25 protein-coding genes and 1 other RNA gene are annotated in these 24,546 nt (G+C 62.6%); 19 read left to right on the forward strand and 7 right to left on the reverse strand.

Annotated features, from left to right (window positions below; all coding sequences use genetic code 11):
* The first annotated feature begins 330 nt into the window (after nt 1-330).
* The 5 genes from ACIPHM_RS07830 to ACIPHM_RS07850 all read left to right on the forward strand — a co-directional run bounded on the left by ACIPHM_RS07830 (nt 331) and on the right by ACIPHM_RS07850 (nt 4,941).
* Nucleotides 331-1,617, forward strand: coding sequence for a Glu/Leu/Phe/Val dehydrogenase (locus ACIPHM_RS07830; RefSeq protein WP_400326412.1), 1,287 nt, complete (start codon nt 331-333; stop codon nt 1,615-1,617).
* A gap of 164 nt (nt 1,618-1,781) precedes the next feature.
* Nucleotides 1,782-2,690, forward strand: a complete 909-nt coding sequence (locus ACIPHM_RS07835; protein WP_400326415.1) for a glutamate/aspartate ABC transporter substrate-binding protein — start codon at nt 1,782-1,784, stop codon at nt 2,688-2,690.
* Nucleotides 2,691-2,798: 108 nt separating this feature from the next.
* Nucleotides 2,799-3,539 (forward strand): amino acid ABC transporter permease, encoded by a 741-nt coding sequence (locus ACIPHM_RS07840; RefSeq protein ID WP_400326420.1) that lies wholly within the window; start codon nt 2,799-2,801, stop codon nt 3,537-3,539.
* A complete protein-coding gene (gene gltK, locus ACIPHM_RS07845; RefSeq protein ID WP_400326422.1) occupies nt 3,539-4,219 on the forward strand; it encodes a glutamate/aspartate ABC transporter permease GltK in 681 nt (226 codons plus the stop codon). The genes ACIPHM_RS07840 and gltK overlap by 1 nt, the downstream gene beginning before the upstream one ends.
* Nucleotides 4,216-4,941 carry an amino acid ABC transporter ATP-binding protein gene (locus ACIPHM_RS07850; protein ID WP_400326425.1) on the forward strand — a complete coding sequence of 242 codons (726 nt, stop codon included), beginning with the start codon at nt 4,216-4,218 and terminating at the stop codon, nt 4,939-4,941. Before gltK ends, ACIPHM_RS07850 begins: the two co-directional genes overlap by 4 nt.
* A 113-nt stretch (nt 4,942-5,054) precedes the next feature.
* Here the strand turns inward: ACIPHM_RS07850 and ACIPHM_RS07855 are convergent, their stop codons facing one another.
* Complete coding sequence (locus ACIPHM_RS07855) at nt 5,055-5,885, reverse strand: class II glutamine amidotransferase (protein WP_400326429.1); 831 nt, start codon at nt 5,883-5,885, stop codon at nt 5,055-5,057.
* A gap of 206 nt (nt 5,886-6,091) precedes the next feature.
* Between ACIPHM_RS07855 and pyrC the strand changes: the two genes are divergently transcribed.
* From pyrC to rnpB, 3 genes are all read left to right on the forward strand, one after another.
* Nucleotides 6,092-7,129 (forward strand): dihydroorotase, encoded by a 1,038-nt coding sequence (gene pyrC, locus ACIPHM_RS07860; RefSeq protein WP_400326431.1) that lies wholly within the window; start codon nt 6,092-6,094, stop codon nt 7,127-7,129.
* Between the two features lie 14 nt (nt 7,130-7,143).
* A complete protein-coding gene (locus ACIPHM_RS07865; RefSeq protein WP_400326432.1) occupies nt 7,144-7,974 on the forward strand; it encodes a DUF3025 domain-containing protein in 831 nt (276 codons plus the stop codon).
* 77 nt (nt 7,975-8,051) lie between these two features.
* An RNA gene (rnpB, locus tag ACIPHM_RS07870) (RNase P RNA component class A) lies at nt 8,052-8,461 on the forward strand.
* Nucleotides 8,462-8,546: 85 nt separating this feature from the next.
* Here the strand turns inward: rnpB and ACIPHM_RS07875 are convergent.
* Nucleotides 8,547-8,969, reverse strand: a complete 423-nt coding sequence (locus ACIPHM_RS07875; protein WP_400326589.1) for an OsmC family protein — start codon at nt 8,967-8,969, stop codon at nt 8,547-8,549.
* A gap of 636 nt (nt 8,970-9,605) precedes the next feature.
* Between ACIPHM_RS07875 and rplM the strand changes: the two genes are divergently transcribed.
* The 4 genes from rplM to erpA all read left to right on the forward strand — a co-directional run bounded on the left by rplM (nt 9,606) and on the right by erpA (nt 12,135).
* Complete coding sequence (rplM, locus tag ACIPHM_RS07880; RefSeq protein WP_010805091.1) at nt 9,606-10,034, forward strand: 50S ribosomal protein L13; 429 nt, start codon at nt 9,606-9,608, stop codon at nt 10,032-10,034.
* Between the two features lie 10 nt (nt 10,035-10,044).
* A complete protein-coding gene (gene rpsI / locus ACIPHM_RS07885; RefSeq protein ID WP_010805092.1) occupies nt 10,045-10,440 on the forward strand; it encodes a 30S ribosomal protein S9 in 396 nt (131 codons plus the stop codon).
* Nucleotides 10,441-10,628: 188 nt separating this feature from the next.
* Nucleotides 10,629-11,672: an N-acetyl-gamma-glutamyl-phosphate reductase gene (gene argC / locus ACIPHM_RS07890; RefSeq protein ID WP_400326439.1), complete on the forward strand. Its 1,044-nt coding sequence runs from the start codon at nt 10,629-10,631 to the stop codon at nt 11,670-11,672.
* 97 nt (nt 11,673-11,769) lie between these two features.
* A complete protein-coding gene (gene erpA, locus ACIPHM_RS07895; protein ID WP_400326441.1) occupies nt 11,770-12,135 on the forward strand; it encodes an iron-sulfur cluster insertion protein ErpA in 366 nt (121 codons plus the stop codon).
* 310 nt (nt 12,136-12,445) lie between these two features.
* Here the strand turns inward: erpA and ACIPHM_RS07900 are convergent, their stop codons facing one another.
* The gene (locus ACIPHM_RS07900; RefSeq protein ID WP_400326444.1) at nt 12,446-13,618 is read right to left on the reverse strand and encodes an anhydro-N-acetylmuramic acid kinase; all 1,173 of its coding nucleotides are present in this window, start codon (nt 13,616-13,618) and stop codon (nt 12,446-12,448) included.
* A 125-nt stretch (nt 13,619-13,743) separates the two neighbouring features.
* The gene (locus tag ACIPHM_RS07905) at nt 13,744-15,114 is read right to left on the reverse strand and encodes a M23 family metallopeptidase (protein ID WP_400326447.1); all 1,371 of its coding nucleotides are present in this window, start codon (nt 15,112-15,114) and stop codon (nt 13,744-13,746) included.
* Nucleotides 15,115-15,315: 201 nt separating this feature from the next.
* On the opposite strand from ACIPHM_RS07905, the gene tyrS reads away from it, so the two are divergent.
* The 4 genes from tyrS to ACIPHM_RS07925 all read left to right on the forward strand — a co-directional run bounded on the left by tyrS (nt 15,316) and on the right by ACIPHM_RS07925 (nt 18,873).
* Complete coding sequence (gene tyrS / locus ACIPHM_RS07910) at nt 15,316-16,560, forward strand: tyrosine--tRNA ligase (RefSeq protein ID WP_400326450.1); 1,245 nt, start codon at nt 15,316-15,318, stop codon at nt 16,558-16,560.
* Nucleotides 16,561-16,589: 29 nt separating this feature from the next.
* On the forward strand, nt 16,590-17,057 hold the full coding sequence (dtd, locus tag ACIPHM_RS07915; RefSeq protein ID WP_400326453.1) for a D-aminoacyl-tRNA deacylase: 468 nt from the start codon (nt 16,590-16,592) through the stop codon (nt 17,055-17,057).
* 324 nt (nt 17,058-17,381) lie between these two features.
* Complete coding sequence (locus ACIPHM_RS07920) at nt 17,382-18,008, forward strand: YbhB/YbcL family Raf kinase inhibitor-like protein (RefSeq protein ID WP_400326456.1); 627 nt, start codon at nt 17,382-17,384, stop codon at nt 18,006-18,008.
* A gap of 154 nt (nt 18,009-18,162) precedes the next feature.
* Entirely contained in the window at nt 18,163-18,873 is a 711-nt protein-coding gene (locus ACIPHM_RS07925) for a histidine phosphatase family protein (protein ID WP_400326459.1), read from the forward strand.
* 275 nt (nt 18,874-19,148) lie between these two features.
* Here the strand turns inward: ACIPHM_RS07925 and ACIPHM_RS07930 are convergent, their stop codons facing one another.
* From ACIPHM_RS07930 to ruvC, 3 genes are all read right to left on the reverse strand, one after another.
* Complete coding sequence (locus ACIPHM_RS07930; RefSeq protein ID WP_400326462.1) at nt 19,149-20,135, reverse strand: oxygenase MpaB family protein; 987 nt, start codon at nt 20,133-20,135, stop codon at nt 19,149-19,151.
* A gap of 52 nt (nt 20,136-20,187) precedes the next feature.
* Nucleotides 20,188-21,258, reverse strand: coding sequence for a Holliday junction branch migration DNA helicase RuvB (ruvB, locus tag ACIPHM_RS07935; RefSeq protein ID WP_400326465.1), 1,071 nt, complete (start codon nt 21,256-21,258; stop codon nt 20,188-20,190).
* A gap of 150 nt (nt 21,259-21,408) precedes the next feature.
* Nucleotides 21,409-21,951, reverse strand: a complete 543-nt coding sequence (gene ruvC / locus ACIPHM_RS07940) for a crossover junction endodeoxyribonuclease RuvC (RefSeq protein WP_400326468.1) — start codon at nt 21,949-21,951, stop codon at nt 21,409-21,411.
* 320 nt (nt 21,952-22,271) lie between these two features.
* On the opposite strand from ruvC, the gene ACIPHM_RS07945 reads away from it, so the two are divergent.
* From ACIPHM_RS07945 to ACIPHM_RS07955, 3 genes are all read left to right on the forward strand, one after another.
* Nucleotides 22,272-22,688 carry a CopD family protein gene (locus ACIPHM_RS07945; RefSeq protein WP_400326591.1) on the forward strand — a complete coding sequence of 139 codons (417 nt, stop codon included), beginning with the start codon at nt 22,272-22,274 and terminating at the stop codon, nt 22,686-22,688.
* Nucleotides 22,689-22,815: 127 nt separating this feature from the next.
* On the forward strand, nt 22,816-23,436 hold the full coding sequence (locus ACIPHM_RS07950; protein ID WP_400326471.1) for a 2-hydroxychromene-2-carboxylate isomerase: 621 nt from the start codon (nt 22,816-22,818) through the stop codon (nt 23,434-23,436).
* 92 nt (nt 23,437-23,528) lie between these two features.
* On the forward strand, nt 23,529-24,509 hold the full coding sequence (locus tag ACIPHM_RS07955; RefSeq protein WP_400326474.1) for an NAD(P)-dependent oxidoreductase: 981 nt from the start codon (nt 23,529-23,531) through the stop codon (nt 24,507-24,509).
* Nucleotides 24,510-24,546: the final 37 nt, after the last annotated feature.

A 24,546-nucleotide genomic window follows, 5' to 3' on the forward strand; every position in this document is an offset into this window, starting at 1 on the left:
CCGGAGCCCCGGCACCCTTGAAACGCGGCCGTCAGGCCGTCATATCGATCAGCGAAATCGCCGGGATCCATTGACCGGATTCGCGGTAGGGTCTCGTCACAAAGGGGCGCGTTTCGCCCGGTAAGCGACGCCAGCGTTTACTGGCGTTCACGGCGGATTGCCTGACGTAGCGGCAAAAAAGAAAGCGACCTCATAACTATGCAAGAAATGCATAGATGCATGTTTATTCGGCATTGGATTGTTCTTCGCGGTTCTTTGTAAAGTGCCAGCCATTCGTGTCGCGAGCACGACGTGTGCTTGCGGTACAGATCGAAGCCGGAGAATCCAACGATGTCTCAAACGTCACATGCCTTGCCTTCCTACCTCGACGCCGAACACCTCGGTCCGTGGGGTAACTACCTCCAACAGGTTGACCGCGTAACCCCTTATCTGGGTTCGCTTTCGCGCTGGGTCGAAACCCTCAAGCGCCCGAAGCGTATTCTCGTGGTCGACTGCCCCATCGAACTCGACAACGGCACCATCGCCCACTTCGAGGGCTATCGTGTCCAGCACAACACCTCGCGCGGCCCGGGCAAGGGCGGCGTGCGTTTCCACCAGGACGTGACCCTGTCCGAAGTCATGGCCCTGTCGGCCTGGATGTCGGTCAAGAACGCTGCGGTGAACGTGCCTTACGGCGGTGCCAAGGGCGGTATTCGTGTCGACCCGCGCAAGCTCTCGCGCGGCGAACTCGAGCGCCTTACGCGCCGTTACACCAGTGAAATCAACATCATCATCGGGCCGACGAAGGACATTCCGGCACCGGACGTCAACACCAATGAGCAGATCATGGCGTGGATGATGGACACCTACTCGATGAACGAGGGTTCCACCGCCACCGGTGTTGTGACCGGCAAGCCGATCTCGCTGGGCGGCTCGCTGGGCCGTCGCGAAGCCACCGGCCGCGGCGTGTTCGTGGTGAGCTGCGAAGCGGCTCGTCGTCTGGGCATGGACGTGCGCGGTGCGCGCGTGATCGTGCAGGGCTTCGGCAACGTGGGCGGTATCGCTGCGCGTCTGTTCCATGAAGCCGGCGCGCATGTCATCGGCGTGCAAGATCACACCGGTACCATCTACAAGTCGGATGGCCTCGATGTGCCGAACCTGCTCAAGCACGTTGCCGAGACCGGCGGCGTGGGCGGCTTCCCGGCAGCCGAGATCATCAAGGACGACGAGTTCTGGTCGCTCGAGTGCGAATTCCTGATCCCGGCCGCGCTGGAAAACCAGATCACCGAGAAGAACGCCGACAAGATCCGCGCCAAGGTCGTGGTCGAAGGCGCAAACGGCCCGACGACGACCGCTGCGGACGACATTCTGCGTAGCAAGGACATCCTTGTGGTGCCGGACGTGGTCGCAAATGCCGGTGGCGTGACCGTTTCGTACTTCGAGTGGGTGCAGGATTTCTCGAGCTTCTTCTGGACCGAGGAAGAGATCAATCATCGCCTGGAACGCATCATGCGCGAGGCGTTCGATGGGGTGTGGCATGTGGCGCAGGAACATAAGGTTTCCTTGCGTACTGCGGCTTTCATCGTGGCATGTACCCGTATCCTGCAAGCCCGTGAAATGCGCGGACTGTACCCCTGATCGAGGGGGGCTTTCCGGCTAAGTAGTAATACGCATTAGTGCGTAAAACAGAATGTTCGGGGCGAGTTACGTCAAAAAAGACGCTCGTTCCGAACATTCGAGAATAAAAAAATGGGCAGATGCAGTGCTAAAATGCATTCGTTTTGTGCCAAGGAGACCAAGGAATGACCCTCTCGAAAATTGCGTTGGCGATGTGCTGTGTGGGCTTGATGGCAGGTGCTGCCCAGGCTCAGGAAGCTGGTACCCTCAAAAAAATCAAGGACACGGGCATCATTTCGCTGGGAAACCGCGAATCGTCGATCCCCTTCTCGTTCTATGACAACAATCACAATGTCGTCGGTTATGCCAACGATGTGGCGATGGCGATCGTTGCCGAAGTCAAGAAAGATCTGAAGCTGTCGAAGCTGGATGCCAAACAGACGCCGATCACGTCGCAGAACCGCATTCCGCTGGTTCAGAACGGCACGATCGACATCGAGTGCGGTTCGACCACGAACAACGCCGATCGTCAGAAGCAGGCTGCGTTCTCGAACACGTTCTTCATCATCGGCACGCGTTTGCTGACGAAGAACAGCTCGGGCATCAAGGATTTCGCCGACCTCAAGGGCAAGAACGTCGTGACCACGGCGGGTACGACCTCCGAGCGTCTGCTGCGCGAGATGAATCAGAAAGAAAACCTGGGCATGAACATCATCAGCGCCAAGGACCACGGCGAAGCCGCCATTACGCTGCATCAGGGCCGTGCCGTTGCGTTCATGATGGATGATGCCCTGCTCGCGGGTGAGCGTGCCAAGTTCAAGGACGCCAAGGACTACAGCATTGTCGGCAAGCCGCAATCGTACGAAGCGTACGGCTGCATGATGCGCAAGGACGATCCGGCCTTCAAGAAGGTGGTGGACAAGGCCGTCGCCGATTACCAGAAGTCGGGCCAGGCACAGAAGGACTACGCCAAGTGGTTCCAACAGCCGATCGCGGCACTGGGCGGCGTGAACATGGACTTCCCGCCGTCGGCTGAAATGGCCTCGCTGTGGAAGTCGCCGAACGACAACGCTGACGTTCAAGGCGCCAAGTAAGCCGATAGGCTGCATGGATCGCTAAGCAAAGTCAGTACGTAATGCCGAAGCGGAAGGAGTCAATCCTTCCGCTTCTTTTTAAGCAAGACAAGTAGAAAAGGGGAGATCATGGCTCTCGGTCTCGATTTCAGTTTTTTCTTCCAGCCGGTGGCCACCGGCGAGGACAGCACCTACTTCGGGTGGCTGCTCTCGGGCCTCAAGCTCACGCTTGAAGTCGGCCTCGGCGGCTGGATCATTGCGCTTATCGTGGGCTCTGTGCTCGGCGTGATGCGCACTGTCCCCAACAAATGGATTTCCGGATTCGCGGCGGCCTACGTCGAATTGTTCCGGAACATCCCGCTGCTGGTGCAGTTGTTCTTCTGGTATTACGTGGCTCCCGACTTCCTGCCGGAAGCGGTTCGCCAGTGGTTGTTCTCGCTCAATCCCGCAAACGTCTCGCTGCTCACCGGCGTGATCGGCCTGGGGCTCTTTACGGCAGCCCGGGTGTGTGAGCAGGTGCGCTCCGGTATCAATTCGCTGCCCAAGGGCCAGAAGAATGCCGGTCTGGCCATGGGACTCACGCTGCCGCAGACGTATCGTTTCGTGCTGCTGCCGGTGGCTTTCCGTGTCGTGATCCCGCCGATCACGTCGGAATTCGTCAACATCTTCAAGAACTCGGCCGTGATCTCGACGGTGAACCTGCTGGAACTGACGGGTCAGGGCAAGCAGCTCATCGATTACACGGCACATAGCTACGAGTCGTTCATCGCTGTGACGATCGCGTACATGATCATCAACATCGCGGTGCTGGTGCTCATGCGCTTCATCGAAGCCAAGACCCGCCTGCCGGGCTACATCGGGGGCAAATAATGGGTGAGATCTTCGCATGGGGCGGCGCTATCGAAGCGATGCCGCTGCTCGTCAAGGGCATGATCACCACGCTGCAGGTCACGGCGCTCGCCGTGATCGTGGGCATCGTCTGGGGCACGTTGCTCGCGATGATGCGTCTGTCGGGTGTGACGGTGCTCAAGTGGTTCGCGGATCTGTACGTGAACGTGTTCCGCTCGATTCCGCTGCTGATGGTACTGCTGTGGTTCTTCCTGATCGTGCCGCAGGTGCTGCGTTCGTTGCTCGACGTGCCGCCGACGTGGGATATCCGGATGGTCTCGGCGCTCGTGGCCTTCTCGCTTTTCGAGGCGGCGTATTATTCGGAAATCATCCGCGCAGGTATCCAGAGCGTGTCGCGTGGCCAGATGTCCGCAGCGTTCGCGCTCGGCATGTCGTACTGGCAGGCGATGGGCCTCGTGGTGCTGCCGCAGGCGTTCCGCAATATGGTGCCGTTGCTGCTCACGCAGGGCATCATTCTGTTCCAGGATACTTCGCTCGTGTACGCGATCGCCTTGTCCGACTTCTTCGGCATGGCGTATCAGGTCGGCCAGCGTGACGGCACGCTGCCTGCCATGATTGTGTTTGCCGGAGCGGTCTACTTTGTGATCTGCTTCACGGTTTCGATGTTGGTTAAACGTCTTCAAAAGAGGTTGGCGAAATGATTACCCTTAAAAACGTCTCCAAGTGGTACGGCCAGTTCCAGGTGCTCACGGACTGCTCCACTGAAGTCAAGAAGGGTGAAGTCGTGGTGGTGTGCGGCCCGTCGGGGTCGGGCAAGTCCACGCTCATCAAGACCGTCAACGGTCTGGAGCCGATCCAGCAAGGCGAGATCATCGTCGATGGCACCTCGGTGGCAGATCCGAAGACGAACCTGGCCAAGCTGCGCTCGCGCGTGGGCATGGTGTTCCAGCACTTCGAGCTGTTCCCGCACCTGTCGATCACCGAAAACCTGACGCTCGCGCAGGTCAAAGTGCTCGGCCGTAGCAAGGAAGCCGCTCGTGACAAGGGCCTGAAGCTGCTCGAGCGCGTGGGTCTGAAGGCGCATGCGCACAAGTTCCCGGGCCAGCTCTCGGGCGGTCAGCAGCAGCGTGTGGCCATCGCCCGCGCCCTGTGCATGGACCCGATCGCCATGCTGTTCGACGAGCCGACCTCGGCGCTCGACCCGGAAATGATCAACGAAGTGCTCGACGTGATGGTCGAACTGGCTCAGGAAGGCATGACCATGATGGTGGTCACGCACGAAATGGGCTTCGCCAAGAAGGTTGCGAACCGCGTGATCTTCATGGATCAGGGCATCATCGTGGAAGACGTCAAGAAGGAAGAGTTCTTCGCGAATCCGAAGTCGGACCGCGCCAAGGACTTCCTGGCCAAGATCCTGCACTGATCGTTGCGGGTGCCGGAATGGAAAAAGCGTGCCTTTGGGCACGCTTTTTTTATGGCTGTCGACGCGAGACGCGGCTCGCGCCGGGGTGTCGATATGTCGATCCGGCGCTGGCGTTACTGGCAGGCCGTGTTCTGGGCGTTGCGCAGACGCACCGCTTCGGGAATCGGCACCACCGTGCGCAGCGTCGGCGCGCCTTTCTCGAACAGGATCAACTCACCCGGCTCGAACGTCGTCCAGACCTCGTTGTCGGTGAGCGGTGCGGTGGCGATCACGGCGACGCGGTCGGCCGGCGTGGTGAACTTGGCGAAATCGATTTCCCAGTCGGCGTCGATCAGATGTGCCTTGGCAAACGGCCACTGGCGTGCGATGAAGTGCAGGCGCGTGGAGCAGTGTGCGATCAGCGCCTGCCCGTTCGACAGCACGAAGTTGAACACGCCATGACGCGTGATCGTGCGCGTAATGTCCTCGACAGCGTGGAACAGTTCGTCGAGCGGCGGCTGCGAGCCGGGGAAGCGCTTGCGCAGGCCCTGCATGATGTCGCAGAAGGCGCGCTCGCTGTCCGTCGTTCCGACCGGTTGATAGACGCCCGAGAGAAACGGGTCGTAATCGTGCAGATCGCCGTTGTGCGCGAAGATCCAGTGGCGTCCCCACAGCTCGCGCTGGAACGGATGGCAGTTTTCCAGCTCAACGATGCCTTGCGTCGCTTTGCGGATATGCGCGATGACGTTTTTGGATTTGATCGGGTATTTCTTCACCAATTCGGCAATCGGCGAGTTCGCCGCTGCCTGGTGATCGATGAAAAGACGGCAGGCCTTGTCCTCGAAAAACGCAATACCCCAGCCGTCGGCATGGTGATCCGTGCCGCCCCCGCGCGCCGCGAAACCGGTAAATGAGAACGTGATGTCGGTCGGTTCCGCGCAATTCATTGCGAGCAGTTGGCACATGGGAGGGGCAAATCGATGATTGGCTGCGCACGTCGTGTCGGAGCGTCGCAACCGTTACAATATGGGGTTACAGAAGCATAGCACCGGCCTCTGTGCACGTACATTCCCGCCCAGACAGTCCGTCGCGCCGACGCGTCACCAAGCGTCTCCCGCAGTCACGGTCTGATGGGCCAGCAGAAGCAGTCTCCAGCCCCCGGAAAACGCCCATGACCACCGAACTGACTATCACCCGTCCCGATGACTGGCACTTGCACGTGCGCGATGGCGACGTGCTCAAGAGTGTATTGCCCGACAGCGCACGGCAGTTCGGCCGCGCGATCATCATGCCGAACCTGAAGCCGCCGGTCACGACGACCGAACACGCGGCGGCGTATCGCGAGCGCATTCTCGCGGCGCGTCCGGTCGGTAACACGTTCGAGCCGCTCATGACGCTGTATCTGACCGACAACACGCCCGCCGAGGAGATTCGTCGCGCGAAGGCGTCGGGTTTCGTGCACGGTGTGAAGCTCTATCCGGCCGGTGCGACGACCAACTCGGACGCCGGTGTGACCGACCTCGCCAAGTGCCGCGGCGCCCTCGAAGCGATGCAGGACGTCGGTATGCCGCTGCTGGTGCACGGCGAAGTGACGAGCGCCGACATCGACATCTTCGATCGCGAAAGGGTCTTCATCGACCAGGTGATGTCGCCGCTGCGTCGCGATTTCCCGGGCCTGAAGGTCGTGTTCGAGCACATCACGACGAAGGACGCTGCCGAGTACGTTGCTACGGCCGAGGGCCCCATCGCCGCCACGATTACGCCGCATCACCTGCTGTACAACCGCAACGCGATCTTTACGGGCGGCATCCGTCCGCATTATTACTGCCTTCCGGTGCTCAAGCGCGAGACGCATCGCGAAGCCCTCGTGAAGGCCGCTGTCTCGGGCAGTCCGCGCTTCTTCCTGGGTACCGACAGCGCACCGCACGCGCGTGGCGTGAAGGAAGCCGCCTGCGGTTGCGCCGGTTGCTACACGGCGTTGCACGCGGTGGAGTTGTACGCCGAGGCGTTCGACAAGGCAGGCGCGCTCGACAAGTTCGAGGCGTTCGCGAGCTTCTACGGCCCGGACTTCTACGAACTGCCGCGCAACACGGGCAAGGTTACGCTGGTGCGCGAAGATTGGGAACTGCCGGCCGAACTGCCGATGGGCGACACGACCGTGGTGCCGCTGCGCGCCGGTGAAGTCATCGGCTGGAAGCTCAAGGGCTGACACCGAGCCGCGTTTTGTCGTCTGCTCAATCGTCAGTGAATACGGTGTGTGCGGTGTCCGGTTTGCCGGAGATCGATTGGCGCGCGCCGTGGTTCGAGGCGGTGGCGGTTCGAGGACAAAGCGCACTGGCCTGCGACGACTGGCGCGACGCGCTGTCGGCGCAGGCAGCGCAAGCGGCGTGGGTCACCGGGCAGGGAAGGGCGCTTCGCTTCGTGGCGCAGGAGGATCTGCCCGCCGGCACGGCCTACGAGGCGTTTATTGCGGCCACGGGCGGGGTGCCGACACGCCGCAATCTGCACGATTTCTTCAACGCGCTGATCTGGATGACGTATCCGCGCGGCAAGGCGGCGCTCAATGCCCGTCAGGCGGCGGCGATTGCGCTTGATGGCGTGCAGGCTGCGCGCGGCGCGACACGCGACGCGGCGACGCTGTTCGACGAGAACGCCGTGCTCTTCGCGTGTAGCGATCCCGCGCTGGGCGCGGCCCTGCGGGCGTTCGACTGGCGCACGCTGTTTGTGACGCGTCGCGCCGATTGGGGCCGGGCCTGTGAGGTCCAGCCGTTCGGGCATGCGCTGCTGGAAAAGCTCGTCGCCCCGTACAAATCGGTGACGGCGCATGCCTGGATCGTCGACGTCCCCCAGAACTACTTCGACCGGACGCCTCCCGAGCGCCGCGCCTGGCTCGACGCCCGGATCGCCCCCACGCTCGCCAGCGTCTGCCTCACGACCCGCGAATTCGCCCCGCTGCCCGTGCTGGGCGTTCCGGGATGGTGGCCGGACAACGAGGATCCGTCGTTTTATCAGGACGCGTCGGTATTCCGGCCCGGCAGACGGGAAAAGGCCTGAGCGGGCGGACGTTCGACGCAGGGCGTCGCGCGAAGCATGGGCGGCAATGTGGGGCCCCGTGATACACTTCGGCCCGCAGAGTCGGCCAGACAATCGCCGCCTCCTTTCGGGGAGGGGGAGGAAAGTCCGGACTCCATAGGGCAGGGTGATGGCTAACGGCCATCCGTCGTGAGACGCGGAACAGGGCAACAGAGAACAGACCGCCGATGGCCCCGGGCGCAAGCCAGGGGATCAGGTAAGGGTGAAACGGTGCGGTAAGAGCGCACCGCGGCGTGCGGCAACGCACACGGCACGGTAACCTCCACCCGGAGCAATTCCAAATAGGCAGGTGAGCGGCATGCGCCTCGTGCGTGTGTCGGCAACGGGGCCCCCGGGAGCCTGCGGGTAGGAAGCTTGAGCGGCGTAGTGATGCGTCGCCTAGAGGAATGATTGTCAGGCGCGGCGCGAGTCGCGTTCACAGAATCCGGCTTATCGGCTGGCTCTGCATCCCAATAAAACGCAAAAGGCTCCCATTGGGAGCCTTTTGTGCTTCTGCCTGCCGCAACGATCGTCTGTACGGCGCGTCGCGGACGTCAGTCTTCGATGATTTCGATGCTGTGCGTGAGTTCGGCCGTCTTGGCGAGCATGATCGACGCCGAGCAGTACTTGTTGTGCGACAGCGTCACCGCGCGCTCCACGGCGCTCGAGCTCAGATTGCGGCCCGTTACGGTGAAGTGGAAGTGAATCTTCGTGAAGACCTTGGGATCTTCGCTAGCGCGCTCGGTCTTGAGCGTGACGCTGCAATCCCTGACGTCCTCGCGGCTCTTTTTGAGGATCATCACCACGTCGTACGCGGTGCAACCGCCGGTGCCGACCAGCAACATCTCCATCGGACGCGGTGCCTGATTGTGACCGCCGCCTTCCGGTGCGCCGTCCATCGCGACGATGTGACCGCTACCTGTCTGCGCGACGAAGGCCATGCCACTCGGACCCATCCAGCTAACCTTGCATTCCATCATTTGAAACCCCGATATCCCATTCAAGCAAAATTGTAGCGGCTTCCGCGAACCTGCGTACGATGCCGCCGCGAACCCGAGTTGCCGTCATTTTCGGCTCAGGTTGCTGCATCGCAATATTGGCGCTTTTTTGATCGGATTTTCAGCGGGAAAAACCCTAAATCCGGGTGAGGAACTCTACCGAGGAGGTTGTTTTGCGTCTCGGGTTCTTCATAAGATTATGATTTTTAATCAGTTTTTCGCTGTTTGCGGAATCTTTTGACGTTTCACATTATGGTGTTGCATTTCGCACTATAAATTTTCTTGCGTTGCAGCATCCCGTTTGCTAGACTGCAGTCATTGGTTGTTGTGCTTCACAGCAACGCTGCAAGTGTCTCCTCCACCCTCCTCCTTTGGTGGATTTAACCCGGACCCTTTGAGGTTCGGGTTTTTTTGTGCGCCCGGAAACGCCGTTTACCGGAGGGGCGATTTTTCTGTATAATCAACGGTTTTTCCGGAAATGCCCACGGAAAAAGCATCAGGGAGAGCCTGCAAGCACAGGACTGCGCCGTGTGACGTCAAGTCACCAGGACGCGGCCGGCAGACAAGCAGGAAGTTGGTGTTAATGGGGCAAACGCATTTTTATTTGGATCGATCATGAAGACGTTTTCCGCTAAGCCGGCAGAGGTGACGCGCGAATGGTTTGTGATTGACGCGACGGACAAAGTCCTCGGCCGTGTCGCCAGCGAAGTGGCACGCCGTCTGCGCGGCAAGCACAAGCCTGAATTCACGCCGCACGTTGATACTGGTGACTACATCATCATCGTCAATGCTGCCAAGCTGAAAGTCACGGGCGCAAAGCAAACTGACAAAAAGTATTACCGTCACACGGGTTACCCGGGCGGTATCTACGAAACCACGTTTGGCAAGATGCAAGAGCGTTTCCCGGGCCGTGCGCTCGAGAAGGCCGTGAAGGGCATGCTGCCGAAGGGTCCGTTGGGCTATGCGATGATCAAGAAGCTGAAGGTTTACGCCGACGGTAATCATCCGCACGAAGCTCAGCAACCGAAGTCGCTCGAGATCTAAGGGCCACGCCATGTTCAAAAACGATTGGAATTACGGCACGGGCCGTCGCAAGAGCGCTGTTGCTCGTGTGTTCATCAAGGCTGGCAAGGGCGACATCGTCGTCAATGGCAAGCCGATCAAAGAGTACTTCGCTCGTGAAACGTCGCTGATGATCGTTCGTCAGCCGCTCGAGCTGACCAACCACGCTGAAACGTTCGACATCAAGGTCAACGTTTCGGGCGGCGGTGAAACGGGTCAGGCCGGTGCGGTTCGTCACGGTATCACCCGCGCACTGATCGACTACGACGCGACGCTCAAGCCGACGCTGTCGACCGCTGGCTTCGTTACCCGCGATGCTCGTGAAGTCGAACGTAAGAAGGTTGGTCTGCACAAGGCCCGCCGTCGCAAGCAATTCTCGAAGCGTTAATCGCCCGAGTGCTTGTTGGCATCCACTTCGGTGGATGCAAGGAAAGGCCGCCTCGCGCGGCCTTTTTTCTTTTGGCGACGTGCTGCGAGCCGCCTGCCGCGTAATACGCGGGTGCGGCGGTGCGTCACCGTCCCACAAGTGTCGTGGAAGCTTGATAGAATCGCGGTTCCGATTGAAAGGGGTAGGACATGGTCAAGGTAGGTATCGTAGGCGGCACCGGCTATACTGGTGTGGAGCTGCTCCGCTTGCTGGCGCAGCATCCGGAAGTGCAGTTGACGGCGATTACCTCGCGCAAGGAAGCGGGTACGCCGGTCGCCGATATGTATCCGAACCTTCGGGGCCGTGTCGACCTGGCATTCTGCACGCCCGACGATGCCCGTCTCACCGATTGTGACGTGGTGTTCTTCGCGACGCCGCACGGTGTGGCCATGGCGCAGGCTCGCGAGTTGCTGGCTGCCGGTGTGCGCGTGATCGACCTCGCGGCGGACTTCCGCCTGAAGGACACCGCCACGTTCGAAAAGTGGTACGGCATGCCGCACGCCTGCCCGGACATTCTCGAAGAAGCCGTCTACGGCTTGCCCGAAATCAATCGCGAGCAGATCAAGAGCGCGCGCGTGATCGGTCTGCCGGGCTGCTACCCGACGTCCGTGCAACTGGGCTATGCGCCGTTGTTTGCCGGTGGCCGCAAGCTGGTCGATCCGAAGCACCTGATCGCCGACGCCAAGTCGGGCGCAAGCGGCGCTGGCCGCAAGGGCGAGACGTCGCTGATCCTTGCGGAGACGGCCGACAACTTCAAGGCTTACGGCGTGAAGGGCCATCGCCATCACCCCGAAATCAAGCAGGGTCTCGAGGCGATTGCCGGTTACGACGTGGGTCTGACGTTCGTGCCGCATCTGCTGCCGACCATTCGCGGCATCCATTCGACGCTGTACGCAACGATTCTGCCCGAAGCCCGCGACACCGACTTCCAGGCGCTGTTCGAAACGTATTACGCGGGCGAGCCATTCGTGGACGTGCTCCCTGCCGGCTCGATGCCGGAAACGCGCTGGGTGCGTGCGTCGAACTACGTGCGCATGGCTGTGCATCGCCCAGGCAATGAAGACACGCTGGTAATCCTCGTGGTCGAGGACAATCTGGTCAAGGGCGCGTCCGGTCAGGGCGTGCAATGTATGAACCTGATGTTCGGCCTGCCGGAGAACATGGGGTTGACCCATATTCCCGTATTGCCGTAACGGTATTTATCGTCCCTAAGCCCTTGATTTTCCGACCTTCGGCACGATCTTGGAATAGGGAATAGAATGATACCGAACCGATTTATGGAGATTTGCGATGAACGCACCGCTTGAGGCCGCCGTCACGGAAATGCCCGCGTTCCTGGTCTTTACTGACAGTGCCGCGGACAAGGTCAAGCAACTGATCGACGAAGAAGGCAATGCCGACCTGAAACTGCGCGTTTTCGTGCAGGGTGGCGGGTGCTCCGGCTTTCAGTATGGTTTCACCTTCGATGAAGACGTCAACGACGACGATACCGTGCTCGACAAGAATGGCGTATCGCTGCTGATCGATTCGATGAGCTATCAATACCTCGTCGGCGCCGAGATTGACTACAAGGAAGACATCAACGGCGCGCAGTTCGTGATCAAGAACCCGAACGCAACCACGACCTGTGGCTGTGGTTCGTCGTTCTCGGTCTGAGCTACGCGACGGACATGGATTGACGCAACGGCTAGCCTAACGCCCCACAAGGCTGTTTTGACACCGTTTCGGTCTTCGTATCCATGCGAAAAGCCCCCTCATCGAGGGGGCTTTTTTTCGGCTTCGACATATCAATGGACGAAGTTCAGGGGGGGGCGCTGGAGAGGGTGAACGTCATGACAACGTCGACGCCCGGCGCGTGCGGCTGCCGATCGGCGAGGCGAATGTATTGTCGGCGACGGTGAGAATGCCGCGTGCCTTCGCGAGATCGGCTGCGCTCCACCCGTGCGGCGATATTGCGATGTTGCGTTCAGCGCGGATAAATTGCACCCAGAATGCGCGGGCCTTTCGCCCCGGTGACGGACGGCAGATTGCCCGGCTGACGCGCGACGCACCGCTCGGCCAGCCAGGCGAACGCGCGGGCTTCGACCTGCTGCGGCGGCACGCCGAGGGCTTCCGTCGTCGCCACTCGCACTCCAGGAAGGCGAGCGGCGATGGCTTGCATGAGTGCAAGGTTGCGCGTGCCGCCGCCGCAGGCGTAAAAGCCGCGGCAACCGGGCGCAAAGCGTTTCACGTCGTTAGCAATGCACTGCGCAGTCAGTGCGACGAGCGTGGCCTGGACATCCACCGGCGAGACGTTCGGGAACGCTGCCAGATGGGCGTCGAGCCATGCGGCGTGAAACAGATCGCGGCCTGTGCTCTTCGGGGGCGCCTGCGTGAAATAGGGTTCGCTGAGCAGCGCGGCGAGCAAGGCGTCATCGACGCGCCCGGAAGCGCCCCAGGCGCCGCCGTCGTCATAAGGCTTGCCGAGATGACGGGCGGCCCAGCCGTCGAGCAGCGCGTTGCCGGGGCCGCAATCGAAGCCGAACACCGGCTGAGCCAGCGCTGCGGCCGGCAGAATCGTCACGTTGCTGATGCCGCCGAGATTGCACACGACGCGCGTCTCGCCGGCCTCCGAAAACACCGCCTGATGGTACGCGGGCACGAGCGGTGCGCCTTGTCCACCGGCGGCCACGTCGCGGCTGCGAATGTCTGCGACCACGTCGATGCCGGTCAACTCGGCGAGCAACGCGGGCGCGTTGAGCTGGCGCGTGTAACCAATGCCGTCGAATTCGCCCGGGCGGTGACGAATCGTCTGCCCATGCGCGCCAATGGCGCAAATGGCCGACGCCGGCAATCCCGACGCGGCGAGCAACTGACTCACGCACTCCGCGTAGATCCGTACCAACGCGTTCGCTGCCAGTGCTTCCCGATGCAACTCGTTGTCCGACGCGGCTTGCAGCACCATCAGCGTCTCGCGCAACTCGTCGGGGAATGGCAGGTAGGCCTCGGCAAGCACGCGACCGTCAGTTGACGCGACAAGGACGCCGTCGACCCCGTCGAGGCTGGTGCCCGACATCAGGCCGATGAAGTAAGCGGGGGAGGCTGTGGAGCCGGAGGTGGCCGAGGCGGTGCCGGCGAGAGGGGAGGCGAGGTCGGTCATGTGCGGAGCGCGAGCGTACTAGGGTACTAGGAGCCGGAGAAATGAATTCCGCACGGTGCGAGGCGAACATGCGGACCGTTGTCGATCACACGTTTTGCCCCGCACAGTGCGGACTCCAGCATACCTTAATCGCGTTCTGCGACTTGCACGGTGCGCATCAGATCGATGCGTTTGAGCAGGTTTTCGGCATACATGTCGAACAGCTTGAGGCGAGCGCCTGCCAGCGGGGCGACGGCGGCTACATCCGTCGAAAACGGATTGAGCGGCACGCCTTTGAGGCGCAATTCGTAATGCAGATGCGGCCCCGTGGCCCAGCCCGTCTGACCGACGAAGCCGATGACCTGCCCTTGCGTGACACGGGTGCCGACCTTCATGCCCTGGCCGAAGCCGGAGAGGTGGGCGTAGCGCGTCTGATAGTTGCCGGCGTGATCGATCTCGACGAGATTGCCGTAACCGTTTTGCGTACCGACGAACTTGACCACGCCGTCGCCCGCAGCGAACACGCGCGTGCCGACGGGCGCTGCCAGATCCACGCCTTCGTGCTTCTTCCACTTGTGCTGGAACGGGTGTTCGCGTCCACCGAATGCCGACGAAATCCGCGAAAACTCGACCGGCGTGCGCAGGAAGGCCTGCTTCAGGTTGCGGCCGTCGAAGCCGTAGTAAGCGCCGTCCGACGCGCCTTGCGGATCGGCGTACCAGATAGCCTGATGCGTTTTGCCCTGATTGATGAACTCGATCGCGAGCACGCGCCCGGTACGAACCGTGCGGTCCTGCTGCTTGACGACTTCATACACGAGACGGAAGCGGTCGCCGCGACGCACGCCGCGCTGGAAATTGATGACACCGGAGAAGATGTTCACCATCTGGGCGACCACGGCATCGGGCACGCCCGCATCGTCCATCGCGGTGAAGAAGTTGCCTGCAATCGCACCTGAGCGCATGGCCCATTCGGTGTCGTTGGCGAGCTGTTCCATGCGGGCGCGCAGACGGCCGGCGTCGTTACGCTCGATCACCAGTTGCTGAGCGGCAGTGCTGCCGGTCGACAGGACGGTGGAGAGCGTGACGAGCTTGCCGTCGTCGTCGGTCTCGGCCTGTACGACCTGCCCTGCGGGCACGCCGATCAGACGCCGGGCGACGGCGTTATCGCGAATGAACTTCTCGGCAACGGGGTCCTGAATCGACAGCCGCGAGAGCATGTCGCTGAGGGTTTCGCCGCGCCGCAGCGCCACTTGATGGATATAGGTATGGGATTGCGCGTCGAGCTGCTGGATCTGTTTGGCCAGGTCGGGGAAGGTGAGCGGCAGGGTCACGCTCGCACCGTTGCGTGCCGAATCGGGCACCATCGGTGCCACGCCGAAAGCGGTCACCATTCCCAACGTCAGGGCCGAACCGACCGTCGCCACGATTTGCACCTTTCTGCGACGGTGCTTCGGCTGCGTGGGATCGATCAGGGTCAGCAGTTCACGCGCAAAAAAATCACGGAGTTTTGGCCACATCACGTAAAATTCTGCGCAACTTACGAAAAAAGCCCGGGCGGAGCGACATGCTTCGAGATTGCCTGCCGGAATTCCGGGGCAACCCGGCGTCGCTTCGGACCGAGCCGAGAATTGAGCGGCGATTATAGCAGACGCGCCGCTGCCCCCGCCTTTACTGACTGGATAAAGGGAAAATCCCGATACAGTCTGGACAATGATGTTATGACAAGTGAACACACACTCACCCAGGAAAAGAAGTACCCCGTAACCGATGCCACGCGGGCCGCGCTGGCGATCGCCAAGCGCGGCTGCGACGAGCTGCTCGTGGAAGAGGAGTTTCTGCAGAAGCTGGCGCGCAGCGAAGCGACAGGCAAGCCGCTGCGCATCAAGCTGGGTCTGGATCCGACGGCGCCCGATATTCACATCGGCCACACGGTGGTGCTCAACAAGATGCGCCAGTTGCAGGATCTGGGGCACACGGTCATCTTCCTGATCGGCGACTTCACTTCGTTGATCGGCGATCCGTCGGGCCGTAACAGCACGCGCCCGCCGCTCACGCGCGAGCAGATCGAGGCGAACGCCAAGACCTATTTCGAGCAGGCAGCGCTGGTGCTCGATCGCGACAAGACCGAAATCCGCTACAACAGCGAATGGTCGATGAAGCTGGGCGCCGACGGCATGATCAAGCTTGCGTCGCGCTACACCATGGCGCGCATGCTTGAGCGCGAAGACTTCACCAAGCGTTTCCAGGGTGGCGTGCCCATCGCCATCCACGAATTCCTCTACCCGCTGATGCAGGGCTACGATTCGGTGGCGCTGGAGTCCGATCTGGAACTCGGCGGCACCGACCAGAAGTTCAACCTGCTGGTGGGCCGTGAATTGCAGAAGCAATACGGTCAGGAGCCGCAGTGCATTCTCACGATGCCGCTGCTCGAAGGGCTGGACGGTGTCGAGAAGATGTCGAAGTCCAAGGGCAACTACATCGGCATCAGCGAGAAGCCGAGCGAGATGTTCGGCAAGCTGATGAGCATCTCGGACGAACTGATGTGGCGCTACTACGAGTTGCTGTCGTTCCGTTCGCTCGAAGAGATCGCGCAACTGCGCAAGGAAGTCGAAGGCGGCCGTAACCCGCGCGACGTGAAGGTGCTGCTCGCGCAGGAAATCGTGGCGCGTTTTCACTCGCAGGCGGACGCCGAGCGCGCGCTCGACGACTTCAACGCACGTGCGAAGGGTGCCGTGCCGGACGATATTCCGGAAGTTTCCCTCGAAGGCGCACCGCTTGGCATCGCTCAACTGCTCAAGCAGGCGGGTCTGGTGCCGTCGACGTCGGAAGCGAACCGCAACATCGAGCAGGGGGGGGTGCGCGTCGATGGCGACGTCGTGTCCGACAAGGGGGCGAAGATCGACGCCGGGACTTACGTCGTGCAAGTCGGCAAGCGCCGCTTTGCCCGCGTGACGCTCGCCTGAGCGTTGACGTCCCGCGCGTTGGTATTCCGATGATTGCGCTCATCCAGCGTGTGCTCGAAGCGGCGGTGACGGTCGATGGCCGCACCGTCGGCGCCATCGGTCCGGGCCTGCTCGCCCTGGTGTGCGCCGAGCGCGGCGACACCGAGGCGAGCGCGGACAAACTGCTCGCCAAGCTGCTCGGCTATCGCGTGTTCCCGGACGACGCGGGCAAGATGAACCGCAGCGTGTCGAGTCTCGACGGTAACGGCGCGGCGGGCGGCCTGCTGCTCGTGTCGCAGTTCACGCTGGCGGCCGATACCAACAGCGGCACGCGTCCCAGCTTCACGCCGGCAGCGAGTCCTGCTGACGGCAAACGGCTCTTCGATCACTTCGTCGCGCAGGCGCGCGAGCGCCATCCCATCGTGGAAACCGGCGAGTTCGGCGCGCACATGCGCGTCTCGCTCGTCAACGATGGGCCGGTGACGTTCTGGCTTCAGACGAAACCTGAAGTGGCCTGAAGCCGCCTGAAGCGGTGTCGGGTGGTTTTGCCGTGATCTGAGGTGGGCTTGGTATGGCTTGATCGGCATCAAGCCATTGGGCGCCGCCTGACAAAGCCTCAGACGGATCAGGCCACGCGAGGCCGTATTCCGTATCGCTCCCATGCGTGACCCGCAATGCCAACTCTTCGCGTCATTCTCACGGCTCGCGAGCACGTCCCCATGTTTTCCCGTTATCCCGAAAATCGCTCGGAATCGTCTGGATATGCGAGGGTGACTGCACGCGATTCGCATCGGTGTGATACCGTCGACGGGTTCTGAAAACACAATGCTTGGGAGAATCCGATGAAAGTCTGGAGTGACTCGTTTGCCGACAATGCGGCGATGGATGCACAGTTCGCCTTCGGCAAACCGGATGCACAGGCGCATGTCGCGCTGTCGCAGAACAAGAATCCGCATCTGGCCTGGTCCGACGTGCCCGCGGGTACGCGCTCGTTTGTCGTGATCTGTACCGACAGCGACGTGCCGAGCCAGGGCGATGACGTCAACAAGGAAGGCCGCGAAGTGCCGGCCGATCTGCCGCGCGTCGATTTCTATCACTGGGTGCTCGTCGACGTGCCGGCCTCGGTGTCCGAGATCCCGGCGGCCAGCCACAGCAATCACGTCACACCGCGCGGCAAGTTCGGCCCGGACGCGCTCGACGGCATGCGTCACGGTGTGAACGACTACACCGCATGGTTCGCAGGCGACGAGTCGATGACGGGCGATTACTACGGCTATGACGGCCCGTGCCCGCCGTGGAACGACACGATCGTTCACCACTACCACTTCACCGTATATGCGCTGGACGTGGCCCGCGTGCCGCTCGACGGCCGTTTCGACGGCAACGACGTGCGCGCGGCGATCAAGCCGCATGTACTGGGCAGCGCGAGCGTGACCGGCACTTACACGATCAATCCGAAGGCTGTCTGAGGGCGACACGGCTGGCGGCTCTCGCCGGATTCCCGGCGTAGGGCGCTGGCTTCCTCCCGCGCTTTCGTTTTTGCCTCCGTTTCTGCGTCGTTTTATTCCGTTTCGCTCGCTCTCAACCGCTCAATCTCTTAACCGCGCAACCGCAACCGCTTCGATGACCGGCACGACAACCACCCTCACCTTGATTCGCCACGGCGAGACCGACTGGAACCGTGTCAAACGGATTCAGGGACACACGGATATGCCGCTGTCGGCGCACGGGGAACGTCAGGCGGTGTTGCTGGGCGAGCGGATTGCACGCGAGGTCGCGGCACAGGGCCGCGTGTTCGATCACGTGCTCACGAGCGATTTGCAGCGCGCGGTGCAGACGGCGGAACCCGTCGCGCGCGCGTGCGGGTTGCCCCTCGCACGCACGGCGAGTCTCAGAGAGCGTCACTACGGCGCTTTCGAGACGCACGCACCCGACGAGATTCGGGCGGCGTTCCCGCAAGACTATGTCCGCTGGCAGAGCCGCGATCCGGACTTCGTGATCCCGGGAGGCGAGTCGACGCGGGGGGTCTACACGCGAATTACCGATTTCATCGCGCAAGTGTTGCGTGACTACGCCGGGCAGCGTATCGCGCTCGTGGCGCACGGCGGCGTGCTCGATTGTTGCTACCGGCTCGCGACGGGCCTCGCACTGAACGAGCCACGCGCCTATCCGTTGCTCAATGCGAGCGTGAATCGGCTGGCTCACGACGAACTGGGCTGGCACGTGCTGAGCTGGGGAGATGTCACGCATCTGGAGGACGCCGTGCGCGACGAGAGCAACGACAAACCGGTGGGCGCTGCGGCTGCCGACCGGGTCGATCCGCGAGTGGTGTGACGGCGTTGGCAACGAAGCCGCGAATCCTCGAACTCGCGATATCGATGATGGTTGGAAGGTTGCGTCGGCTATATCGGGTACATCGCGGTACATCGACTACGACGCTCGGAGCGCTCCCGAGACCCGTGACCACCTGAGCACGCTTAGCGCATCCAACTCACCCAGCACCCAGCACCCAGCACCCAGCACCCAGCACTCAGCACCCAGCACCCAGCACCCAGCACCCAGCACTCAGCACCCAGCACTCAGCACCCAGCACCCAGCACTCAGCACCTCTAGCGCTCCAGCGACGGTTCCGTGACGGCGACAGCCGGTGTGGCCAATGCGCGGCGACGCGCGCGGTGCGCCACGCTGTTACGCATCGACCAGCGAGCCACCTGCGCCATGTGACGCACGGCAGGGCGCACCGTCAGGCGACGTATGTTGGCCCTGTCCGCGAAGCCGAGCATTGCCTGCGACCAGTCCGGCAGCAGATCGATACCCGCGCGGAACAACAATCCGCTGAACACTCGCGCGCCCGCGAACGGCGCGGGCAGATTGCGCAGCACGCGAACCACTTCCTCTGTGCGCTCACTCGCGCTTAGCACTGGTCGCATGGCGGCGAGATAGTCGTCGATTTGCGCGACGCTCGTCGGCACATCGCGCGCGCCCAGCGCGATCGCAATGCGCGAGACTTCCGCGTAGTAGCGATCCTGATCGCTGCGCGAGAATGCGGGATGCTTGTAGACGAGATAACTGCGCAGGAAGCTCGACGTCTCCGCGACATGCACCCACGTCAGCAGATCGGGATCGTAGGCCGCATAGTGACGCCCATCCGGGGCGGTGCCCGTGACCTGAAGATGGATGCGTCGCACGCGCGCGAGCAGAGCTTCGGCGTCGGCCGTATTGCCGAAGGTCGTGCCGCCAATGAACGTGGCCGTACGGCGCAGGCGTCCCATCACGTCCTGCCGGAACGTGGAGTGATCCCAGACCCCGGCCATTGCGAGCGGATGCAGCGATTGCAGCAGCAGCGCGCTTACACCGCCGATCATCATCGATGTGAAATCGCCGTGAACCTGCCAGCAGGCGGCATCGGGGCCGAACAGGCCGGGATCGCCGTCGGGGGTGTCGTAATTCAGACGGGGCGCGCCGGGGCCGGACGTGAGGCTCACGAGCCGCATCGCGATGGCGTGCCGCAGGTGTCCCGACACACCCTTCACCTGCCCGGCGGGGCGCAGGGGCGTCGTCGGGGGTGGGGTGGGGAGGTCGTCGTGCGAAGCCATGGAGCGTTCAGGGGGGGCGTGAGACGCGGCGTCGGAGGTGCTGGGGGCGCGATTACTTGCCGGTGGTGTCGGGCGACCACAGCGAGCCGCTTTCCGGCGCGCTGCCGGGGGCGGCCAGTCCGAAATGGCGATAGGCCGCGAGCGTGGCGATGCGTCCGCGCGGTGTGCGCTGAAGGAAGCCCTGCTGGATCAGGTATGGCTCGATCACGTCTTCGATGGTGTCGCGCTCTTCGCCGATGGCGGCAGCCAGGTTGTCGACGCCGACCGGGCCGCCGTCGAACTTGTGCAGCACCGATTCGAGCAGCTTGCGGTCCATCACGTCGAAGCCGGCTGCGTCGACGTCGAGCATCGCCAGCGCGGCGTCGGCCACGGCGGCGGTAATGCGGCCGTCCGCCTTCACTTCGGCGAAGTCGCGCACGCGACGCAGCAAGCGGTTGGCGATACGCGGCGTGCCACGCGCGCGACGGGCGATCTCGTACGCGCCGTCCTCGGCAATGACCGCGCCGAGCAGACCGGCCGAGCGGCGCACGATGCCCGCCAGTTCGTCAGCCGAATAAAACTCCAGGCGCGCCACGATCCCGAAGCGGTCGCGTAGCGGATTCGTCAGCATGCCCGCGCGTGTCGTGGCGCCCACGAGCGTGAACGGCTGGAGATCGAGCTTGACGCTGCGCGCCGCCGGTCCCTCGCCGATCATGATGTCGATCTGATAGTCCTCGAGCGCCGGATACAGAATTTCCTCGACGACCGGTGAGAGACGGTGGATTTCGTCGATGAACAGTACGTCGTTGGCTTCGAGATTGGTCAGCAGCGCCGCGAGGTCGCCCGGACGCTCCAGCACGGGCCCCGACGTCTGGCGCAGATGCACGCCCATTTCGCGGGCGATGATGTGGGCGAGCGTTGTCTTGCCCAGACCCGGCGGCCCGAAGAGCAGCACGTGGTCGAGCGGTTCCGAGCGATTGCGGGCCGCTGCGATGAAGATTTCGAGCTGTTCGCGCACTTTGCGCTGGCCGACGTATTCGTCGAGCAGCTTGGGGCGCAGGGCGCGCTCGAAGGCTTCCTCGTTGGGCGAGGCCGGGGTCGGCGCGATGATGCGCTCGGCGGCGAGTTTGTCGGTTTCGATCATGGCTGCATTGTAGCGCTTCGGACGTCGCTTGCCGGGGTGTCGCGGCTGGGAAAACGGGGGCGGCAGTCGCTATGGGGATTCGCCGCATTTCGTCGCGTCTTGTCGCGGGATTGGCTGTGCGTCGCGTGAATCAGCGCGAACCGGCGCGGATCAGCCGACCAGCCGCCCGCGCTTGATCCGCAGCCCCTTGGCCGCGAGCGCCGGGGAGACTTCGGCCAGCGCCGAGAATGTCTCGCCGTTGTGGGCATGGCAAATGGCCACGCCCAGCGCATCGGAGGCGTCCTTGCCCGGCGTGCCGGTGAGTGTGAGCAGGCGTGTGACCATCTCCTGCACCTGCTCTTTGCGGGCGCGTCCGTAGCCCACGACTGCCTGCTTGAGCTGCATCGGCGTGTATTCGAAGACTTCCAGCCCGCCGACCGACAGCGCGGTGATCGCCGCACCGCGCGCCTGACCGAGCAACAGCGTGGATTGCGGGTTGACGTTGACGAACACCTTTTCGATGGCGGCCTGATCGGGCCGGTAGGTGTCGACCAGTTCCGCCACGCTCTCAAAGATGATGCGCAACCGGGCGGGCAGCGTGCCTTCGCCGGTACGGATGACGCCGCTCGTCACATATTGCAGGCGGTTGCCGTGCTTTTCGAGCACGCCAAAGCCGGTGACTCGCAGGCCGGGGTCGATACCAAGAATTCTCATGCGGGAGCCAATGATCGACGTGCTGCGCCGACGCGGGCAAAAAAGCCAATATGGCCCGTATTCTGGCACAGCCGCGAAGTGGCATGGCCGAAGACGCCAATGCGATCAACGCCGCGTTTCATCGGATGAGACGCACGGAGGTCATGCCAAGGCACATGCCCACGTAACGCCCGGGCCCGGCGCGCGTCCCGTCGCGTCGATTTGCCGCAGCGTCCGGGCGTCGAGACGAGGGGGCGTTGCGCGTCGCGACACGACGGATTGTTGTACATTGCTTGCTGTTCAAAATATTCGACGGCTCGCTGGCGGGTCGCCTGTCCCCGATGCTCTGGATCAAAGCGTTTCACATCGTTTTCGTCGCTTCGTGGTTTGCCGGCCTGTTCTATTTGCCGCGTATTTTCGTCAACCTCGCGATGGAGAGCGAACCCGCCGCCACGCAGCGTCTGCTGCTCATGGCACGCAAGCTCTATCGCTTCATGACGATTCTGGCCGTGCCTGCGCTCGCTTTCGGATTGATCCTCTGGCTGTACTACGGCATCGGCCGTTACGGCGGCTGGTTGCACGCCAAGCTGCTCATCGTGGTGCTGCTGCTGGGCTATCACCACGCGTGCGGCCGTCTGCTGCGCAAGTTCGAGACCGGCCGCAACACGCACTCGCATCGCTGGTATCGTTATTTCAACGAGATTCCTGTGCTGGGGCTGCTCGCCGCGGTGATCCTTGCCGTCGTCAAGCCGTTCTGATCCTCGATCCGAACATCGATCCGAGCGCCAGGCCGTCGCTCTCGCGTTTTTCGTACTTCACACACGTCGTCGTGCATCACAAGCGCTACCCATAAGCGCCAACCATCGATAGCAAGAGGAGTTTGCCGTGAGTCTGACCTGCGAGTATTTTCTGGCGACGCAGTCGCCCTATGTCTACATGGGGCACGCGCGCTTCGTGGCGTTGGCGCGTCGCTACGATGTTCAGATCCAGCTCAAGCCGATGGATCTCGGACGCATTTTCAACGGCTCGGGCGGCCTGCCGCTGGCCAAGCGCTCGCCGCAACGTCAGGCGTATCGCCTGGTCGAGCTGGCGCGCTGGTCGAAGTATCTCGACCTGCCGCTCAACCTCCAGCCGAAGTTTTTCCCGGTGTCGGGCGATCCGTCCGCGCGTCTGGTGGTCGCGACACAACTTGCGCATGGCACCGACAAGGCGCTCGAACTGATCGGCGCCGTGTCGCAGGCGCTGTGGGTCGACGAGCGCAACATCGCCGACGACGCGACATTGCAGGCCATCGCCGATAGCCTGTCGCTCGACGGCAAGTCGCTGCTCACCGCCTCGAACGGTGCGAGCGTGCAGGCGGCGTACGACGCCAACACCGACGACGCTGCGAGCGCCGGTGTGTACGGCGCGCCGTGGTTCGTCTTCCAGGGCGAGCCCTACTGGGGCCAGGATCGCCTCGATTTTCTCGAACGGGCCTTCGCCGAGGCCAGCGCCGCAAAACGCTGAATGTGCGCTGACGCCGTGCTGACCCGATCAACCCATCGTTTCGTACGCTGCCTGCGCGTTCGGGCAGCGACAACCCCCCAGGAGTGAACAGAATGAGTCGTCCGGAAGTGGTGCTTTACAAGGGCGTGCCACCAGAGGTGCGTGCGCGATTGGCCGACCAATTCGCGCTTGCCGAATTCGACGGTGTGAACGATGGCAATCGCGCCGAGTTCACGGCGGCGCTCGGCCGTGCCGACGGCGCCATCGGCGTTGGCGTGAACGCCACGCCTGCGCTGCTCGACGCCGCGCCGAAACTCAAGGCGTGGGCCACGATTTCCGTAGGTTACGACCAGTTCGACGTGCCCGACCTCACGCGTCGCGGCATCGTCCTGATGAACACCCCCGACGTGCTGACGGAAACCACGGCGGACACCGTCTTCGCGCTGGTGCTCTCGAGCGCGCGTCGCGTGGTCGAGCTGGCCGAACTGGTGAAGGCGGGCGGCTGGAAGGCGAGCCTCGGCGATGAGTATTTCGGTACCGATGTGCACGGCAAGACGCTGGGTATCGTCGGCATGGGCCGCATCGGTGGGGCGGTGGCGCGTCGTGCCGCGCTCGGCTTCGGCATGAAGGTGATGTACAGCAATCGTTCGCGCAACGAAGCGGCGGAAAAGGCATACGGCGCCGAGTACCGCACGCTGCCCGAGTTGCTTGCGCAGGCCGATTTCGTCATCACGCTCGTGCCGCTGTCGCCCGAGACGGAGCGTCTGATCGGTGCCAGTGAGTTCGCACAGATGAAACGCGGTGCGATCTTCATCAACGCGGCGCGCGGCAAGGTGATCGACGAAGCGGCGCTGGTCGACGCGCTGGCGTGCGGCCACCTTCGCGCGGCCGGTCTCGACGTGTTCGAGCGTGAGCCGGTGTCGGTCGATTCGCCGCTGCTCAAGATGAAGAACGTGGTGGCGCTGCCGCACATCGGCTCGGCCACGCACGAGACGCGTCACGCGATGGCGTCGTGCGCAGCCGACAATCTGATCGCCGCCCTCACGGGCAAGCCCTTGCAGAACGTGGTGAATCCGCAGGCGCAGCAGCGCTGATCGGAGTCACTGACGGGGCAACCGTCAGACGAAGCAA

The sequence above is a fragment of the Pandoraea sp. NPDC087047 genome (assembly GCF_044745225.1).
Classification (GTDB): Bacteria; Pseudomonadota; Gammaproteobacteria; order Burkholderiales; family Burkholderiaceae; genus Pandoraea.